At 52.2% G+C, this 19,808-nt stretch carries 13 protein-coding genes; 10 read left to right on the top strand and 3 right to left on the bottom strand.

Features of this window, described 5'->3' with window-relative positions:
• Positions 1 to 117 precede the first annotated feature (117 nt).
• The 5 genes from ACG2E4_RS04165 to ACG2E4_RS04185 all read left to right on the top strand — a co-directional run bounded on the left by ACG2E4_RS04165 (position 118) and on the right by ACG2E4_RS04185 (position 6,645).
• Positions 118 to 822, top strand: a complete 705-nt coding sequence (locus tag ACG2E4_RS04165) for an NrtR DNA-binding winged helix domain-containing protein (RefSeq protein ID WP_395260777.1) — start codon at positions 118 to 120, stop codon at positions 820 to 822.
• 118 nt (positions 823 to 940) lie between these two features.
• A complete protein-coding gene (locus ACG2E4_RS04170) occupies positions 941 to 2,632 on the top strand; it encodes a ribulokinase (RefSeq protein WP_395260776.1) in 1,692 nt (563 codons plus the stop codon).
• 10 nt (positions 2,633 to 2,642) lie between these two features.
• Positions 2,643 to 3,344, top strand: coding sequence for an L-ribulose-5-phosphate 4-epimerase (locus ACG2E4_RS04175; protein ID WP_395260775.1), 702 nt, complete (start codon positions 2,643 to 2,645; stop codon positions 3,342 to 3,344).
• 83 nt (positions 3,345 to 3,427) lie between these two features.
• Entirely contained in the window at positions 3,428 to 4,930 is a 1,503-nt protein-coding gene (gene araA / locus ACG2E4_RS04180) for an L-arabinose isomerase (RefSeq protein ID WP_395260773.1), read from the top strand.
• Between the two features lie 98 nt (positions 4,931 to 5,028).
• Positions 5,029 to 6,645 (top strand): arabinan endo-1,5-alpha-L-arabinosidase, encoded by a 1,617-nt coding sequence (locus ACG2E4_RS04185; RefSeq protein WP_395275774.1) that lies wholly within the window; start codon positions 5,029 to 5,031, stop codon positions 6,643 to 6,645.
• 125 nt (positions 6,646 to 6,770) lie between these two features.
• On the opposite strand, the gene ACG2E4_RS04190 is transcribed toward ACG2E4_RS04185, so the two are convergent.
• Positions 6,771 to 7,814 (bottom strand): arabinan endo-1,5-alpha-L-arabinosidase, encoded by a 1,044-nt coding sequence (locus ACG2E4_RS04190; protein WP_395260769.1) that lies wholly within the window; start codon positions 7,812 to 7,814, stop codon positions 6,771 to 6,773.
• Between the two features lie 496 nt (positions 7,815 to 8,310).
• Between ACG2E4_RS04190 and ACG2E4_RS04195 the strand changes: the two genes are divergently transcribed.
• The 4 genes from ACG2E4_RS04195 to ACG2E4_RS04210 all read left to right on the top strand — a co-directional run bounded on the left by ACG2E4_RS04195 (position 8,311) and on the right by ACG2E4_RS04210 (position 15,522).
• Positions 8,311 to 8,943, top strand: a complete 633-nt coding sequence (locus tag ACG2E4_RS04195) for an RNA polymerase sigma factor (RefSeq protein ID WP_395260767.1) — start codon at positions 8,311 to 8,313, stop codon at positions 8,941 to 8,943.
• 223 nt (positions 8,944 to 9,166) lie between these two features.
• Positions 9,167 to 10,249, top strand: coding sequence for a FecR family protein (locus ACG2E4_RS04200; RefSeq protein WP_395275775.1), 1,083 nt, complete (start codon positions 9,167 to 9,169; stop codon positions 10,247 to 10,249).
• A 52-nt stretch (positions 10,250 to 10,301) separates the two neighbouring features.
• The gene (locus tag ACG2E4_RS04205) at positions 10,302 to 13,751 is read left to right on the top strand and encodes a SusC/RagA family TonB-linked outer membrane protein (RefSeq protein WP_395260763.1); all 3,450 of its coding nucleotides are present in this window, start codon (positions 10,302 to 10,304) and stop codon (positions 13,749 to 13,751) included.
• A 46-nt stretch (positions 13,752 to 13,797) separates the two neighbouring features.
• Positions 13,798 to 15,522: a RagB/SusD family nutrient uptake outer membrane protein gene (locus ACG2E4_RS04210; protein ID WP_395275776.1), complete on the top strand. Its 1,725-nt coding sequence runs from the start codon at positions 13,798 to 13,800 to the stop codon at positions 15,520 to 15,522.
• Between the two features lie 185 nt (positions 15,523 to 15,707).
• On the opposite strand, the gene ACG2E4_RS04215 is transcribed toward ACG2E4_RS04210, so the two are convergent.
• Entirely contained in the window at positions 15,708 to 16,364 is a 657-nt protein-coding gene (locus tag ACG2E4_RS04215) for an HAD family hydrolase (RefSeq protein WP_395275777.1), read from the bottom strand.
• Between the two features lie 221 nt (positions 16,365 to 16,585).
• Between ACG2E4_RS04215 and ACG2E4_RS04220 the strand changes: the two genes are divergently transcribed.
• Positions 16,586 to 18,061 (top strand): hypothetical protein, encoded by a 1,476-nt coding sequence (locus tag ACG2E4_RS04220; RefSeq protein WP_395275778.1) that lies wholly within the window; start codon positions 16,586 to 16,588, stop codon positions 18,059 to 18,061.
• Between the two features lie 112 nt (positions 18,062 to 18,173).
• Here ACG2E4_RS04220 and ACG2E4_RS04225 read toward each other — a convergent pair whose 3' ends face one another.
• On the bottom strand, positions 18,174 to 19,805 hold the full coding sequence (locus ACG2E4_RS04225) for an SGNH/GDSL hydrolase family protein (RefSeq protein WP_395275779.1): 1,632 nt from the start codon (positions 19,803 to 19,805) through the stop codon (positions 18,174 to 18,176).
• Positions 19,806 to 19,808 lie beyond the last annotated feature (3 nt).

Consider the following 19,808-nt stretch of genomic DNA (forward strand, 5'->3'; position numbering starts at 1 on the left):
AGCTGCAGAACGTAATCCATCTGGATGATGAAAGCCGGTATAAAGGAAGATTTTGCAAAGGATAAAATGCAAAAACGCAATCAGAATAACAGCAGTAATTAAGCAGTACGAATACGTATGAAAAACCATTATAAAGAGCACGATCGAATTTTAGTGGCCCTGGACTGTATTATTTTTGGGTTCGACAGAAATGGGCTGAAACTGTTGCTTGTCAAGCGGGATTTTGAACCTGAAAAGGGCCGATGGTCGCTGATGGGAGGCTTCCTGAAGCGGGAGGAGAGCCTGGATGAGGCAGCTCACCGCATTTTGCACAAACTGACCGGGCTTAAAAATGTATACCTGGAGCAACTCTACGGGTTCGGGGAGGTAGACCGAGACCCGGTGGAGCGCACGATTTCGATTGCCTATTACGCGCTGATCAATATAAAAGATCATGACAAGGAGCTGGTGGAGGAGTATGGCGCCCGCTGGTTTCCGATTGAAGATCTGCCCGACCTTATTTTCGATCACTCCGAGATGGTGGAAGCGGCCAAAGCGAGACTGAAATACCGGGCCTCCCACGAACCGGTCGGGTTTGAACTGCTGCCCGAAAGATTTACGATGCCGGAGCTGCAGATCCTGTATGAGGATATCTATGAAACCAAGCTCGACAAACGAAATTTTCGCCGCCGCATACTTTCGACGGATGTGCTGAATAAAACGGATGAAAAGCAAAAAAAATACTCCAAAAAGGGAGCCTACCTCTACGAGTTTGACTGGGAAAAATACCAAGACAAGGTGGATAATGGCGAAAGTCTGACGTTTAAACCGCTGAAATTTTAAATTGGATCAATTTTTTTGATAATTTCTTCATCAAAATTTAAAAAGCGTTATACTTACACTTATTGTTGGGATAGGCTGCTGTTTAACATTTTCAGTAAAATATAAAAAAGGATAACAGATGGGATCTGACAAAGGCTGCGTTATTGGCATTGATTACGGGACCGACTCGGTACGGTCGGTGATAGTGGACCTGGAAGGAAACAACCTGGCGGAAGCGGTACACCACTATTCCCGCTGGGCGAAGGGTAAATACTGCGATAGTACTAAAAACCAATTCAGGCACCATCCGCTGGATTACCTGGAAGGGCTGGAGAACACGCTCAGGGAAGTGTTGGGCGCGGTTCCAGAAGAAGTTGCTCAAAATGTAAAGGGTATTTCGGTGGATACCACCGGTTCCACGCCGGTTGCGGTAGATAAGACGGGAAGACCACTGGCCCTGACCGACGAGCACGCGGAAAACCCCAATGCGATGTTCATCCTTTGGAAGGATCATACCGCCGTCAGGGAAGCGGAGGAGATTACCGACCTGGCCCGGTCGTGGGGTGGTCCCGACTATACGAAGTATGTCGGGGGAATCTACTCCTCGGAGTGGTTTTGGGCTAAAATGCTTCACACCCTGCGCGGGGATCCCGCTATTCGCGAAGCGGCCTACTCCTGGGTGGAGCTGTGCGACTGGATTCCCTACGAGCTTACCGGGGGGACGGATGTTCACCAAATGAAGCGCAGTCGCTGTGCGGCCGGGCACAAGGCGATGTGGCACGAGGAGTTTGACGGGTTGCCCGGTGATGAGTTTTTGACGAAACTTGACCCGCTGCTTTCCGGGGTACGCGAGCGACTTTACGAAGCAACGTTTACCGCAGATGAGCCGGCCGGTACGATTTCGGAGGAATGGGCTGAAAAACTGGGGCTGCCTGAAGATGTTGTAATCGGGGTCGGGGCGTTTGATGCCCACATGGGGGCGGTCGGCGGAGAGATTGAACCCTATTTCCTAAGCAAGGTGATGGGAACCTCGACCTGCGACATCCTTGTGGCGCCCTATGAGGATGTGCAGGAGAACCTGGTGCAGGGCATCTGCGGCCAGGTGGATGGTTCCGTTATCCCGGGAATGATCGGGCTTGAGGCGGGGCAGTCGGCTTTTGGAGATGTCTACGCCTGGTATAAAAACGTGCTTCTGGCCCCCTTCGAAACCCTGGTTGGGGAGTCCGATATACTCTCTGATGAGCAGAAGGAACAGCTGCTCAGCGAAGCTGACAATCAGCTGATTGCCCGGCTGTCGGAGGGCGCCGCAAAAATCGGTACTGTCGATACCGGTATTTTGGCCCTCGACTGGCTTAACGGTCGCCGAACCCCGGATGCCAACCAGCTGCTCAAGGGGGCTATTGAAGGACTGGATCTGGGGAGCGACAGCTACCGTATTTTTAAAGCGCTGGTTGAGGCTACCTGTTTTGGTGCCCGGGCTATCGTCGAGCGGTTTGAGGAGGAAGGAATCCAGATCAACGGGATCATTGGTCTCGGCGGGGTGGCCAAAAAATCACCCTACGTGATGCAGACGCTGGCCAATGTGCTGAATATGCCGATCAAGATTGCCAAATCCGACCAGGTCTGCGCCCGGGGGGCAGCCATGTTTGCCGCCACCGCCGCCGGTCTTTTTGACGATGTTACCGAGGCGAAAGAGGCGATGGGCAACGGATTTGGTAAGATCTACCAGCCTGAATCCGGGAAAGTCGAGGAGTATGAGGAGCTGTACCGCCGATACAAGTCGTTCGGTGATGCGATCGAATCCAGAATTCAAAATCAATACAAAAACTAGCCGTTTCTCCATGAGTGAATTTAGCGAACTTAAAAAAGAGGCGTATGAAAGCAATATGCGCCTGCCGGAACTGGACCTGGTGCTGTTCACATTTGGCAATGCCAGCGCCGTGGACCGGGATCGCGAAGTGTTCGCCATAAAACCGAGTGGCGTTCCCTATGATGAGTTGCAACCGGAAGATATCGTGATCGTTGATTTTAACGGGAATGTAGTGGAAGGGGAGATGCGTCCCTCCTCAGACACTGAAACCCACGCGGTATTATACAAGCACTGGCAGCATATTGGCGGCATCGTACATACGCACTCCACATACGGCACCGCCTGGGCGCAGACCCAGCAGGATATCCCGATCATGGGCACTACACACGCCGATCACCTGACCCGGGATATCCCGTGTGCCCCGGTTATGAGCGACGAGATGATTAAGGGAGATTACGAGGAGCAGACCGGCTACCAGATTATTAATGCGTTCGATGATCGTGATCTTTCGTATGAGGAGGTCGAGATGGTGCTGGTGGCCAACCATGCCCCGTTTACCTGGGGAAAGACGGCGGAAAAGGCGGTCTATAACAGCGCGGTGTTGGAGGAAGTGGCCAAGATGGCGTACATTTCTCTCCAGATTCGCCCCGATGCACCCCGGCTGAAGGAGACCCTTATCCGGAAACACTGGGAACGCAAGCACGGCGATGACGCCTATTACGGGCAGGAGTGACCGAGGCAGGGACGGGATAAATGTGCTTATTGTCCGGCCGATGAAGATGTTGATATAATTTTTTGAAAATATAAACACTATTTATGAGTCAAGCGCAAAAAGAGATCTGGTTTATCACCGGCAGCCAGAACCTGTATGGTGAGGAAGCATTGAAGCAGGTAGAGATCCACTCCAAAAAGGTAACGGCCGGACTTTCGGAGCGCACTCAATCTCCCGCAAAAATAGTCTTTAAATCAGTACTCACCACCTCCGGCGCCATTCAGCGTTTATGTCGGGAAGCCAACAGCTCTGATAGCTGCATCGGGTTGATTACCTGGATGCACACGTTTTCGCCGGCCAAAATGTGGATCGCGGGTCTCAAAATTCTAGACAAGCCGTTCCTGCACCTGCATACCCAGTTCAATCGCGATATTCCGTGGGAGGAGATTGACATGGATTTCATGAACCTGAACCAGTCGGCCCACGGGGGCAGGGAGTTCGGTTTTATAAATACGCTGATGGGGATCGACCGGAAGGTGGTTGTCGGCCACTGGCAGGATGCTGAAGTGATCAATGAGCTCGACACCTGGATTCGGGCAGCGATCGGCAAAGATGAGCTTACCAACATGAAAGTGGCCCGTTTTGGAGATAACATGCGGAATGTGGCCGTTACCGAGGGGGACAAGGTAACAGCACAGGTCCAGCTTGGAATGGATGTCAGGGGCTATGGCGTGGGCGACCTGGCTGAACATGTAAACGGGGTTTCGGAGCGTGATCTTTCAAACCTGGTTGACGAGTATAGAGAGCAGTATGAGATCGCTTCCGATGACCTCTCCGACGATCATTTTAGCAGTGCGATCGTTGAAGCGGCGCGCATTGAACTGGGGATCAGGGCGTTCCTGGAAGAGGGCGACTTTCGCGCTTTTACCACTACATTTGAAGACCTGCATGGTCTCAAGCAACTGCCGGGACTCGGCGTGCAGCGCCTGATGCAACAGGGCTATGGATTTGGAGCCGAGGGCGACTGGAAGACGGCGGCCCTGGTACGGGCGACAAAAGTGATGGCGGAGGGGCTGCCGGGAGGCACTTCGTTCATGGAGGATTACACCTATCATTTTGAACCCGGCCGGATGCAGGTGCTGGGGGCCCACATGCTGGAAATATGTCCCTCGATAACAGAAGGAACTCCTTTACTGGAGGTACACCCGCTCTCTATCGGCGGCAAAGCGGACCCGGCGCGACTCGTGTTTGATGCCCCGCCCGGCGATGCCCTGAATGTTTCGCTGATTGATCTCGGAAACCGGTATCGTCTGCTGGTGAATAAAGTGGAAGCCGTTGAAATGCCCGATCTCCCAAAACTGCCGGTCGCCCGCGTGTTGTGGAATCCCAAACCGGACCTCAAAACTGCGGCAGCGGCGTGGATCCTGGCGGGCGGGGCCCACCACACCGCATACAGCCAGAGCCTGCGGGTGGATCATATTCGCGATTTTGCCGAGATGCTGGGAATTGAATGCGTTGTCATTGATGAAAGTACCGATATCCACGATTTCAAACTGGCATTGAGATCGAACGAGGTGTACTACGGCAGGTATAAAGGAATTCGATAGACGTACCGTCCGATTTCAAATGTATTTTACCCAGGATTTCCTTCCAAAAAAGTCACGGGTGCCCGTTCTCGCTTCACCTACAGGCAGAAATGGAATATATGAAAGCAGTAAAGTCCACACTGATCCTTTTTTTGGCGCTGGGGCTTTGCCCTGGTTGTGGAGACATCAGTACTGGCACAGGGAACGACAATGAAGCTGGAGAACGGGAAGAGGAATACGAGGGGATTATTGAGGATTTTGAGGGTCCCGCTTATCCTGATGACTATACTTCAGTCTCTTCATGGGACGATCGTTCAAAATGGAATCTGGCGAACGTCCATGACCCAACGGTTATCAAGGACGGCGATTATTTTTACATGTATCAAACGAACGCTTCCTACGGCAATGTGCACAAGGGACATGGATACTACCCGTACCGCCGGTCCAAAGACTTGGTTAACTGGGAGTTTTCTGGCACCGTATTTCCTGATGCTCCTTCATGGGTAAAGGATTCCTTATACAGCATAAGGGCTGAAATGGATCCTCCGTTGCCTCCCATCGAAGATCCCGATTTTGGCTTCTGGGCACCTCATGTAACAAAAGTAAATGATACGTTCAGGTTGTATTACAGCGTGGTCACTATGAATCCGATTACCGGAACGGATGATACCGGCTCCTGGACGGAGCGGGCCTTTATCGGGCTGGCAGAATCTGCGGATCTGGCTGCCAACAACTGGGAAGACAAGGGCATGGTGATCCACTCTGTGGCAGATGGGGAGGCGTCCTACCAGCGAAACGGAGGCTCAGACTGGAGTACTTATTTCAAATACAACGCCATTGACCCATCGTATGTGGTCACCCCCGGGGGAGAGCACTGGCTGGTATACGGTTCCTGGCATTCGGGAATTGCCGCCGTCCAGCTCGATCCTGCGACCGGTAAACCGTTCGAACTAGATAGCCTGGAAGATTACGGGGTCAGAATAGCCGGTCGTGGAGATGTGGCTTCCAACAGGTGGCAGGGGCTTGAAGGTCCGGAGATTATATATAATGGAGATACCGGATATTACTACCTGTTCCTGGCCTACGATGAGCTGTCCGTGGCCTACAATACCCGCGTGGCCCGATCTAAAAGCATTACGGGTCCCTATTTGGGCATCAATGGGGACAATGTTACCAAAGGAGCAGAGGCGTGGCCCATGGTAACGCATCCCTATAAATTTGACGGTCACCACGGGTGGGTGGGCATATCTCACTGTGCGGTTTTTCAGGACCCGGAGACGGGGAAGTGGTTCTACTCATCCCAGGGACGCTTGCCGCCGGAGATCGGGGGAATCAACGTCTCAAATGCTGTAATGATGGGGCACGTAAGAGAAATATACTGGACTGAAAGTGGCTGGCCGGTGGTTGCACCGGAACGTTACGCCGGGGTCCCGGACATCGCAATAGATGAAGAGGATATCGTGGGGACCTGGGAAGAAATTATCCTGGACTACCAGTATAAAACCATGCAAAAATCATATATGGTGAGGTTTAATGAAGATTATACGCTGGGTGGTCAACTGAGGGGTACCTGGTCTTATCATCAGGATTCCCGAACGCTTACCGTAAATGGTACAGAGCTTATTGTAGACACTGCGTGGGATTGGGAGGCTTCACCACGCCATACAACCATAACCTACACCGGTCTTATCCCCTCCGGGCGATCGGTCTGGGGAAAGAAGGTCCAACGGAAGTAGAATACCGACGTACGACAGTCTATAAAACCCTTCTATGAACAACTAAACTGGTTAAATGGTTTTAATCCCGGGCCGTAATGGAGTGTATAGGGTAGCGTTGTTTGTAGCTCTGGTATAGGTAGGTATCAGTCGGGCGTTACCCGGGGCCATCCCTCCTCATCCCATTCCATTTCCAGCATTATGAGCTTTGATCTCCCTTCGTCGGAGAGGTCATACCCGTGGACCACCAGGTAGTCGGTGCCGTCAAATGTGTAGGCCGAATTGTGCCCGATACCGGCCCAGTTTTCGTTGCCCTTGACCACAAGCGTGCCCCCGCCGTGTCGCATATCCCTGTTGGTCCGATCCAGGTATGGACCAGTAATATCTTTTGAGCGGCCAACGACTACTTTATAGGTACTTTCTTCGCCAGCGCAGCATCGATCCCAGGATACAAACAAGTAATAAAACCCGTTCTTTTTGAAGATAAACGGGGCTTCAATATCGCCATTTTCGCTATCTCCCGCATCGCGTTCATCGAGCTTCCAGTAGCGGTGCCGGGAAGCGATGGTATGCCATTCGGCCGCGGTATCAACAGCGACCTCCGTGAGATTATCCTGCAGTTTCACCAGTTTTATCCCAAGCCAGTATGAGCCAAACGTGAGCCACGGGGTTCCCTTGTCGTCAATGGCAAGATTGGGATCAATGGCATTCCACATGTCACGGCCGGGTACCGATTCCACTACAGGACCGTGATCCACCCACCTGAAGTCGGGATCATCGGGGTGCAGTGTGTTGTTGGTTGCCACCCCTATGGCCGAAGTGTTTTTCCCAAACGAAGAGACCGAATAGTACAGGTAGTAGGTGCCGTCGTGATAGGCGATATCCGGGGCCCACATGTGGTTGCGGAAATCCGGGACAACCTGGTAGGTCCAATGGGGCGCTTCGTCAAAAACACGGTTCTCTTCAGTCCAGTTCTGCAGGTCTGGCGATGACCAAACGGAAATACCGCGTCCTGTCTCAAACAGGTAGTAGGTCTGATCCTGTGAAATCATGACGGGATCGTGAACAGGTATGTTCCGATTTTGAGCCAGCGCTTCTCTACCGGCAATACCTAGTAAAAGCCCGCATAAACAGTAGAGAAGGAGTGATGAAGGTACGGATTCCATGAGTGCATTATCCCTGTAGTTCATTACACTGCTCCTTTCAGAAGTAAGTGAGAATGTGTGTTCAGCAAGATTGGGCAAAACAGTTGGGTAAGGCAAGCCCTGAGCCTTTTAATTGCCCGATGATGGCATTTTCGGGACTTCGAAATCCTCATTTATGAGATCCAAACCGCGTGTTTGAAGTCACCCAGGCTTTTGAAACTGGTCAAAATCCTGGTGTTGCAAAACTTCTAAGTGTCAGTCGCACGCCTTTTGAGTTAGCCAAATCTCACAACACTATCAAGCAGGGAAAGCATTTTGATTCCCGAAAGAAGGTATTTGCCTTGAAATTGACACGAAATTTGATAAATTGTTTACCATATGCTTAAGGGTAATAATTACACTTAATTGTAAATGTTCCCTTTCGAGTGGTGCTATTACCTTGAGTATCTGTTTCAAATTATGGGAAGGACAGACTCAGCACAGAAAAAGGATTAGTATTTATTAAAAGGGGATAGATGAAAGTGGAACTGGGGAAATCAGTATGACCGACAGGGAAAGGTGGAGGCAGTTAAAAAAAGGGAATCGCAGTGCACTCGAAGCGTTATTTCGGCAATACTATGACGATCTGTTTCGGTATGCGGTCAAATTTTGCGGAAGTGAAGTGGTAGCTGAAGATCATATCCAGGATCTGTTCCTGAGGATCTGGAAGAAGAGGGCAAATCTGGGGGATGTGACGGGGGTAAAGACCTATCTTTGGACCGCCCTGCGAAGAAGCCTGATCGATCAAATCCACAAGGAGTCCCGGCGATCAGATATTTATACAGAGTTTGGAGAGGAGACAAGCAGTATGCAGTTTGCAGTGGATGAGATAATTATCCAAAGAGAGAAAGACCGCGCAAAACGGGCAGCGCTAAAAAAGGCGATGGATGAGTTAACACCCCGCCAGCGGGAAATCATATACCTTCGCTATTATGAAGGAATGACATATGAAGAAATTGAGTCGATTACCTCCCTGAATTACCAGACCCTTCGAAACTATGTCTGCAAGTCGTTGAAGATCCTTGACGGGGTAATAAACAGTCCGGCAAACGGAATACTGTTGACCACCCTGGCTCCCTTCCCGTTAATATCGTTGATATGTTGTGTGTCGCACGTATTGATGATGGTACACTAATACTGTCGTTCCATGCAAAATCGATCGCTCACCAGGCATGGCCACAGGGTAAAATCTTTCTTTGTATTCCATATTCCTGTTCAATATTTCTATTTAAAAAGTTTGTTTAGATAGATTCAGGCCACGTCATTGCAGGAATTTCCCGAATCAGATTTTTTCTGGTACAAAACAGTTTGCCACCCGTCTATTTGAGTGAAATCCCTAAACAACAAAAAACAGGACAGTGAACAGTCAGAAACATACCATTGAAGAACTGCTGGAAGATGCCTCATTCCGAAAGTGGGCTCAGGGTGAGGCTTCCGAAAATCAAAAAGAATACTGGGACAACTGGGTTTCGGAGGCGGAGGAACACCGCGAGCTGGCGCGGGATGCCATGCAGGAGATAGCGGGATTCAGCCTTGATCCAACAGTCAGCCCAAACACCGAGAACGCCTGGAACCGGTTTAGTAAACGGCTGAACCGGGAGGGGAAGAAGATCAGTCGCGGGACGGTAAAAAAGAGCGAAAGAGGAAATGTTGATCTCAACTGGATTTACCGGATGGCCGCGGGATTTCTCATCATTCTTACAACCGGCCTGACGGTTTATTTTGGGTATTCAGGAGATAACAGCGAGCCGCAATCAGAAAATGTATTGACAAGCCACAGGGTTACAACCAGCTATGGAGAACAGAAAACCATAAAGCTGGGAGATGGATCTGTAATAAACCTGAATGCCAATTCCGAGCTGGTTTACAGGACCAATACCGCAAATCCGACCAATATCAGTGTTGAATTGGAGGGAGAGGCTTTTTTCAGCGTCCCCGAAAGGACCAGCCGTGACGAGTTCCCATTCAGGGTTATTACAGATGACGGTTTTGTGCAGGTTCTGGGGACGGCGTTTTCAGTTTCCACCAGGGACGAAAAAACACAGGTTGTGCTGGAGAAGGGCAGCGTAGAAGTTACCTCGTATCAGCCTGCCCGCCAGAAACAGCGCCAGTTGATTTTAAAACCCGACCACATGGCCGAGTTTGATAATGAAAGTGATACTCTGATAGTGCGATGGGTCAATACCGATGTATACACTTCCTGGAAAACCGACGACCTGGTCTTTGATCACACCCCGCTGCCGGTGGTGCTGAAAAGGCTAGAATATACCTTCGGGGTAACGATAAAAATCAAGGATCCGGCGCTTAAACAGCGGACGCTCTCCGGTACTATCGAAAACTCAAAGATGGATGTGATACTGTCAACATTGTCTCAAACTCTGTCCACACCTGTTAAGATTGATGGGAAAACAGTCTACTTGGGGGAAGAAAAACAGGGATAAGACAAGTGCCCATAAATAAATCAACATAACCATAACCGAAATAAGGGGAATTATGAAAATTCATAATGATACAATATTCGGAAGGGTATCAGCAGGGATTTTGTGTGCCATTTTGCTGGGAAGCATGCTCATGGTCTCACGATCCGTTGCCCAGGTACCCTCGCAGGAACTTTATACGTCAAAACAGCTGAGTGCCAGTACCTTTTCTGTCAGCACCATAAAAATGCTTTCACTGGAGGCGGCTCTGACTGAGATACAGAAGAGCTACAACGTCTCTTTTCTGTATGATTCGGACATACTGAAAGGAAAATATGTGAGGGCATCCCTGCTTCAGGCTGACAGCCTGGGACAAATGCTGGGCCGGGCTCTTAGCAGGAACGGGCTTACCTATTCGCGGGAGTCGGAGCAGCAGTATGCCATAAAAAAGGCCTCCTATATTCGGACAAATAATTTCAAGAAGGCGATTCGCCTGGAAAGTGTAACCGGAACCGTCAGGGACGCCAATACCGGTGAATCACTGCCCGGCGTGAACATTCTTGTCAAGGGCACGACAACCGGGACATCCACAGATGCGGAAGGCACGTACTCCCTGAATGTACCCTCCCTGCAGGATACGCTGGTGTTTTCCTTTATCGGGTACCAATCTCAAGAGGTTCCCATTCAGGGTCGCACCGAGATTAACGTATCCCTTGAAGTGGGAGCCATTTCGGGTGAGGAGCTTGTCGTAGTCGGTTACGGCACGCAGCGTTCGGAGAATCTTACCGGTTCAGTAGCGTCAGTGTCGGCTGACGAGATGGCCGAAATCCCGGTTCCGACGGTCACTCATGCATTGCAGGGGATGGCTCCGGGTCTACAGCTGCTGGACGGAGGAAACCGCCCGGGACGCAACGAGCTGGATCTGCTGGTGCGCGGGCAGGGTACGCTTGGTCGCGGTGACCCCGGCAGTGCCGGAGCTTCCCGCCCCCTGGTGCTTATAGACGGACTTGAAGGGGACCTTTCCACCGTCGACATGGATGACGTAGAAAATATTTCAGTACTGAAGGATGCAGCATCGGCGGCGATCTACGGCTCGCGTGCGGCAAACGGCGTAATACTGGTCACCACAAAGCGTGGATCGGCCGGCTTGCAGGTCGATTACAATGGATACATGGGAATGCAGGATATAACAGCGTGGCCGGAGCGGGTGGATACCGAAACGCACATGCGGCTTGCAAACCTGGCCCGGGAGAATCTTTTGAACTGGTGCCTCGATGGTCGCGATCCCAGCCAGACCCCGGCAGAGTGCCGAAGTAATCCGAGTTATGCACCCCGATATACGGATGAGTATATCCAGAATACGATCGCCGGAACAGACCCTGACGCCTATCCGGACAACGAGTGGGTGGATGCGATCTTTGACCCGGCGCCAATCCAGGACCACACGCTGCGCGTGTCCGGGGGAAACACCGATGCGCGTTATGCACTTTCGCTTAACTATATGAGTGAGGACGGCATGATGGCGAACACCGGAACCGACCGGTACGGAGTGCGCCTCAATACTGATTTCCAGATGACCGACCGGATTTCGGGAGGCCTTGACATCTCGGGCAGCCGCCGGTGGGATATCATTCCCGCGGAAAACTGGGCTTCAACATTTTATATCGTCCATGACACGCCGCCGACACGCCGGACCCGCTATTCCGACGGAACCTACGGCTTGAACCTGTTCGGTCGCAGCCCGTTGGCTTCTGCCGAAGTAAGTGGTGACGAACAGCGAGTGTTCTGGGAAGGCAAAGTTACCGGTCGGCTGGATATCGATATTCTTCCTGGATGGGCGGAGCTGCAGACACTCGCCTCCTTCGACTACGGAAGTATGGACTGGGAGCTGTTCCGCACCGATCCGGATCTTATCGAGGAATATCCCGAAGACGGGTACTACTGGGGACCGAGTTACGGCGAGAACCGCAGCAACACGGAGCGTCAGTCTACACTACGGGCGATGATCGACTACGGCCACACGTTCCTGGAAACGCACGAGATCTCCGGCGTGGTCGGCTACGAGCAGATTCAGTATAATTTCGAGGAGTTCCGGGCCTCGCGAGACCAGTTTTACAACAACCAGCTGCGTCAACTCAACATGGGGAATCCCTCGAATGACGGAACGGTGGGATACGGCAGCGAGTGGGCGCTCCGCTCGGTATTTGGACGGTTAAACTACGAACTGATGGATCGTTACCTGTTTGAGTTTAACGCCCGTTACGACGGGTCGAGTCGGTTTGCCGAGGGCCATCGCTACGGGTTTTTCCCCTCATTCTCGGTCGGCTGGCGAATCGCCGAAGAACCGTTCTTTAACGTGGACTGGGTGGACGAACTGAAACTGCGCGGCTCCTGGGGCGAGCTGGGTAACCAGGATGTGCCGCTGTACTCCTACTACTCGTCGATTGACCTGGGTATCCCGTACTACCTGGGCAACTCCAGTGGTCCGCAGGCCGTGGGCGGGGCTGCTACAGACCTTGTCAACAACGAGCTATCGTGGGAGACGACCACCGTCATCGACGTGGGTTTCGATGCAGCCTTTTTCGATGATCGCCTGACTCTCACGGGCGATATTTATCAGCGACGCACAGAAGATATTCTCCTGAATGTCCCGGTTCCCGACATGGTCGGCCTGGGCGCGCCATACCAGAATGCGGGCATCGTTGAGAACAGAGGCTGGGAGCTGGCTGTTGGCTGGCAGGATCAAATCAACGAAGTTAGCTACGGAATCGACTTCAACCTGTCTGACAACCGAAACGAGGTTATCGACCTGGTAGACACGGGACCTTATGTACTGGGTGGCGGACTCGACCGTCACGTGGTCCAGGAAGGCAGCCCGGTCAACGCCTGGTACGGCCTGGAGGCGGATGGGCTGTTTAACTCGTACGAAGAGATCGACAACCACGCCCAACCTGCCGGCTGGGTAACCCGCCTGGGGGATATCCGCTTCAAAGATCAGAACGGCGACGGGGCGATTAATGAAGAAGATCGCGTGGTAATCGGCGATCCCAATCCGCGCTATATCTTTGGTGTGAATCTTAACATGGGATGGAGAAACTTCGATTTCAGCGCATTTCTGCAGGGAGTTGGCAAGCGTGACCAGTACCTGGGACTTGGCTTTGCCCAGGGTCCGGTATGGGAGAATTATACCTCACAATGGCATAAAGACTACTGGACCCCTGAAAACACGGATGCCCGTCATCCCGCGTACTACTCCAACTACAACCGGAATTATTACACAACGAACTCTTGGTGGATCCTGGACGGGAGCTTTGTGAAGCTGCGCAACGTCCAGCTTGGCTATACCCTTCCACAGGATATTGTCAGCCAGGTCGGCATTCAGCGCCTGCGGTTGTATGCAACGGGTAAAAACCTTTGGATGCATCAAAACCTGGGTATCGGCCTGGATCCCGAATACCCGTGGACGACCGGCGACTACTATCCGCAGACGAAGGTGATCAGCATTGGCGCCAACATTAGCTTCTAAAACGACCAGGATTATGACTTTCAAGACCAAGAAAAGGACTTCTAAGATGACTAAAGCAATCAATAAACTGTTTTGTAGCATATTGGCTCTCGGTATCGCTCTGGGAGCGACGGGATGCAGCGAAGACCTGCTGACGACGGTACCGAAAGACAGGGTCTCCTCGGCGACCTTCTGGTCGACCGAGCGTGATTTTAATACGGCGCTCAATGGAGCGTATGACCGGATGTTCGGTGTCAACCTCGACCCGATGTACTTCGACGGTGCCACGGAGATCGGCTATTCACACGCCGACTGGATGCGCCAGCACGAGTACGTCATGGGCCGTGCCAACGCCCTTTCCGGCTGGTCGGCCGACATGTGGGACCGAACCTTCACCGGGATCAGTCGTGCAAACGAAATTCTTGCGCAGCTCGATGCCCTGGAAGAGGGCGTACTTTCTCCTGAGGTCGTAGACCAGATTCGGGGACAAGCCCTGTTCCTGCGCGGCTACTTCTACCACGAGCTGCTGTGGATGTTTGGTGAAGTGCCTATCTTCACGAGCGTCCCTACGGTAGAGGAGGCACGTCAGGTAAGCCGCTCTTCAAGGGGAGAGGTGTACAACCAGATTACCTCTGACCTGTCTCAAGCTGCGAACCTGCTGCCGACGAGCTGGAGTTCCAGCCAGTTTGGCCGTGCCACCCGGGGTACTGCACTGGGATATCACGCCCGCACGGCACTCTACGAAGCGGGCTGGCAGGAGCATCACGAAGGAAATGCAGCGCGCGCCGATGAGCTGTATCAAACGGCTGCGGATATGTCACGGGCCGTTATCGATCTCAACGAGTACAGCCTGCACCCGGACTTCCGTGAGCTTTTTACCTACGCCGGTGAGCAAAGCAATGAAATTATCTTTTCCTACCAGAAAGTTTCCGGCCAGAATGGATGGCACGCGTGGCTGGGCTTTGCCCCCAAGTCGATGGGCAGTAATGTCGATGTAGAACCGACCCGGGAACTGGTGGACATGTTCCCGATGGAGGATGGGCTGCCGATCGATGAGTCGCCACTGTATGATGCATCTCCGCCCCGCATCACCTACGACGGCGACGGCAACCCGACGGTAGAAACGCTGGGCATGTACGCCGACCGGGACCCGCGGTTCTACGGTACGGTCCTGTTCCCGGGCGGGGAGTTCAATGGAGCTATCTACAACTCCTATCCCTCCTGCAGCAGTGGGGCGCCCGACGGCTACTGCAGTCCCACAACCGACCGGATTTTGTTAACGGACTACAACAACACGTATACTGGCTATATTGCCATGAAATATGTGGATCCGGAAGACCAGGCGGCTCCCACCAACAGTGGCCTCAACATCATCAAAATGCGATATGCCGACATCCTGCTGATGTATGCAGAGGCGAAGGCTGAGCTGGATGAGCTGGACAACTCGGTAAATGAGGCGATCGAGGAGGTGCGTGACCGCATCAACCTGCCGATGCCTCAGGATGTGACCGCGATGTCGCAGGAAGAGGCGATTGAGTTTATCCGTAATGAGCGAACGATAGAGCTGGCCTGGGAGGGCCTGCACCTGGCGGACATACGTCGCTGGGGAACTGCCGAGGACGTGCTGAACGGCAATGTTCACGGTATCGACATCGCTGACGGGGAGGGCAATTTTGCCCCGGTGCCCGGGCAGCATACGCGCTCGTTCGAGACTCCCCGCGATTACGTCTGGCCCATACCGGCAAGTGAGCGGGATCTTAATCCAAACTTGTCACAAAACCCGGGATACTGACAGGAGACCTTACCAGCATTTAAAAACCGGGTAGTTTATTATACCCACTACCTACAGGGGCTGCAGGCGGTAAACGCCTGCAGCCTTTTTTAATCGTGCTTTGGAAGAGCCGCTCCCCCGTTAGTATAACTTGTCTTTAATGTGTTGCCTTCGCCGCACTATGGATCAACAGGTGGGAATAGAATTTAATCCTTCAGGCTAAGCATGCTGTCCAGGGTAAAGTTTTCAAAGTCGTTGATCACCAGGTGGCAGTCACTCAGTTCTTCAGGGGTATGCGTGGTAGCTACCCCAATAACGGCAGCACCCGCCGCCAATCCCGACTGCACCCCGGAAACGGAATCTTCAATCACAATACATTCCGGGGCTGTAAGGCCGATCGCTTTGGCTGCATTGTGATAGGGTTCCGGATGGGGTTTGCTGTGGGTAACGTGGGAGGAGTCAAGCACAGCATCAAACATATCGTAGATCGCAAGCTTATTAAGGATAAAATCGGCATTTTCACCCGGGGCCGAGGTCGCCACGACCATCTTTACCTTCTGCTCTTTCAGTTGCCTGATAAACCTGATAACGCCGGGCACCTGCATCGCCTCGGGATCAAATATATCCCGGAAAATCTGTTCCTTTTCATCGGCCAGCTCCTTGAGCCGTTCTGTGGAAATATCCCCGAAAATTTTAGGAATCCACTCCTTGTTCGCCCGCCCGTAGATATTATTTTTCAGGTAGTCGTCATCAATTTCTATATCGTGTTTGTCGCAAAAAATGTTGATCGCTTTTTTGTGTGCGGGGTTGCTGTGTACAATGACCCCGTCCATGTCAAAAAGAACGCCAAAATTGCTTCGCATCTGATTGGTTTGTAGTTAAAAGTCGGAAAAAAGATGGAGTATCCAGCTCAATAAATACCGACTAATGAGGCCTGAATATACAAAGCTTGCAGTAATTGTATATGAAATGATTGATAGACTGACCCGGGCTGGGTTGTGGGCAAGGATACCCATTTTGGGAATGCCGGTTGACCGATTGCTGTTGAGGCACCGGAAATTAACAGGAGCCAACAGGGCAGCAGATGAAGAATATCAACAGTCACCGCGTATTTCATAGAAACCAGAAAGAGCCGGATACCGGGGGAAAATACGTCGTATATTGGATGCAGTCGGCCCACCGCCTGCACTACAATTTTGCGCTCGAGTACGCGGTTGGTTGGGCCAACAAGCTGGACAAGCCGCTGCTGTTATACGAGGAGCTGAAAAACGACTACCCGTGGGCCTCCGACCGCATCCATACCTTTTACCTGGAGGGGATGCAGGAGATCCGGGATTACTGCCGGGAGCACAACCACAACTACCTTTCATTTGTGGAAGAAGAGCCCGAGACCAACAAACGGGCCTATCTTGAGATGCTGCGTAACGCATGCTGCCTGGTTACCGACGAGTTCCCTGTCTATTTTATCCGCGAACGCAACAGATGGCTTGGGGAACACCTCGACATTCCGGTATATACGGTGGATAACAACGGGTTGATCCCGCTAGGGCTCACCGAGAAAGATCCCTACAACGCCTATTTTTTTCGGAAGATCATGCAGCGAAATTTTGTGGAGGCTTATACCCATCCCCCAAAGCAAAACCCGCTGGAAGAGCTGAAAAACCGGGAGGAAATTGATATTAAAAGTCTTCGAAAAAAGTTGCCGACAAGGGGAGAAATACCTGAAGAGATTCCAAAATTTATAAATGAATTACCTATCGATCATGAGGTGAAACCGCTGGAGATAAAAGGCACGCGGCAGGCCGCACTCGGGAAACTGGGCCGGTTTGTACAATATGGACTGCCGGAGTATGATGAGAAACGGAATGATCCGGATGAGAGCAAGGTAAGTGGACTGAGTCCCTGGCTCCACTTCGGAAAGATATCGGAACATGAGATTGTGCAAACGGTGCTCGATCACCAGCCGAAAGGGTGGGACCTGGGCGATATCTCCTTTAACAAGGGCTCGACCGGCGGCTTTTTCAACGGAGATCCCAATATCGACGGCTTCCTGGATGAAGTGATAACCTGGCGCGAAGTGGGATTCCATTTTGCACATCACCGGCCCGACTACGCCGAATTCGAAAGCCTGCCCGACTGGGCCCTGGAGACCCTGCGCGATCACAAGGATGATCCGCGGGAATGGATTTACAGTTACGAAGAGCTCGAAAATGCCCAAACCCACGACGAGATCTGGAATGCCGCCCAGCGACAATTACGACAGGAGGGCATTATTCACAACTACCTGCGGATGCTCTGGGGTAAAAAGGTGATCGAGTGGACGCCCGACCCGCAAACCGCACTGGAGTACCTGATCGAGCTAAACAACAAATTTGCCATCGACGGTCGCGATCCCAACAGCTACTCCGGCATTTTCTGGTGTTTCGGTCGCTTCGACCGCGCCTGGCAGGAACGTCCAATTTTTGGCAAGGTGCGCTATATGACCAGCAAAAGCACCCGCCGGAAGGTGAAATTAAAAAAGTACCTGGATCGCTTTGGAGATCAGCAGGCACTACTCTGAGGTGACCGGTGCCGATTTGTGTTGCCTGTTGAGATGGAGCGTTGGTTGCCTCGTTTGTGGAGAAGAAGTACGAGTACAGGATTGAATTCCGGTTGGAAAACTCAAAATAATACTATCGGGCAAGGACTACGCTCCCGAGGTTCAGTACATCCACCCGGGGGATCTCTGAGCCGAAGTTTCTTTCAATTACACCGATGATTTCATTTGCAATAATTGCGTTTCCCCTGGGGTTGGGATGGACCCCGTCAGTTGAAAATACACCATTGGGACTAAAATCTGGTTGAAGCGTTACCCCTTCAATAGTAATGCCGGGGGCGCTTCCGTCCAGTCCGAAGAGGTCGTGAAATATGCCCTGCGGATCGTTTGTGTCATAAAGGGCAAGCCGGTCACTGTTTGAAGCAACCGCCGTGGCTATCGCCGTGTTAAACGACACGGAACGCTCCGTAATGCGTGTCTGCTCGGCTTTAGTCAGGTAAAATGGATCTCCGTTCAGGGTGCCATCCGACAGGTCAAAACCGAGCGGCACCACTACGCCGACCGGGGTGTCTCTCTCGCTGTCATCGCCGTCCGCTTCGGTACCAAGCAGGGCGCCGGCCTGCAGCAGCACCAGTTCTCCCGGGTCAAGAGGGCGAGCCTGCTCGTATGGAACCAGGGCCGCCCGTTGTTGTGCATTTATTGCTCCTGCCATCTGCAGCTGGTCAAACTTGGGCCCCAGGTCTTCCAGCTCTTCGTCAATGACCAAAATCGGGTTGTTGCCGGCCGCATAGTGAACCTTTCTCCGGTCAGCATCCTCAGGGTCATGCCCAAAGCTTGTGACTATCGCCTCCAGTGCGGTATTGAACCCGGAAAACGCCTCATTCAGCTGATTGGCTGAGACGGGATCAAGCGTAATGGCATTGTAGGAGACAGCCTGAAAAAAAGGCAATGCCAGTATTGGCGGTATATTGATCACGACTCCGGACGCGGAGGTCCCTGCCAGCAGGTTGTTAACGACGGTATTGAACTGATTTTCAAAATTGGAGACACCGGTTAACAAAGCTTCATTTGATGCGCCCGACAATGCATAGCCCAGCACATCATTGCTGCCGATCCAGAGGGTGAAGAAAGTCGGTTGGGTATTTATGGCATCTCCAAGTATCGTAGAAGTTCCGGGATCGGTGGCAAAACGCTGGTAAAAGGGTGTAAACGCAGGGTTTTGTGGACTTTGTGGTCCGCCCGTGGCCGGGGTGAGCAGCTGGCCGACCACGATACCGGGAACCCCGAAATTATTTAACGCCTCTTTGTCGCCGGTAAAAGGAGCAATCGGTTCACCCGGGGTGGGCACCGGCCCCGGAATGTCGGGATCCAGCTCAAATCTGCCAAGTACGGTATTTGATTCAGGATCCGGGTTCGGCACAGAGATGTTAAACCCGTTTTCAGCATTAATATCCGGCTGATCAAAGGGATCAAAATTTTCGCCGTCATTTTCAACGGCCATTTTAAGTTCTTCTGCCAGCAGGTTGGCAAAGTTGAACTTCTGCCCGTCATTGTACAGAGCGGCGTCCATCAGTCCCGCCGTTATGGAATTTCCCATCGCTACATATTTCGTAAAATCGGCGTTCCCCTGTGTGGCCTGGACCTGCTGCTCGGGTACCGGGTTTTCTTCAAGGCGGGCATCAACCAGGGCACTTTCCTGCCCCTCGCACCCGGCGAGAATGAAGCATGCGCAACAAAAAAACAACGGAAGCGTGTTTATAAATTTCATGGG

The organism is Halalkalibaculum sp. DA384 (assembly GCF_043951955.1).
Taxonomy (GTDB): domain Bacteria; phylum Bacteroidota; class Rhodothermia; order Balneolales; family Balneolaceae; genus JAMQKA01.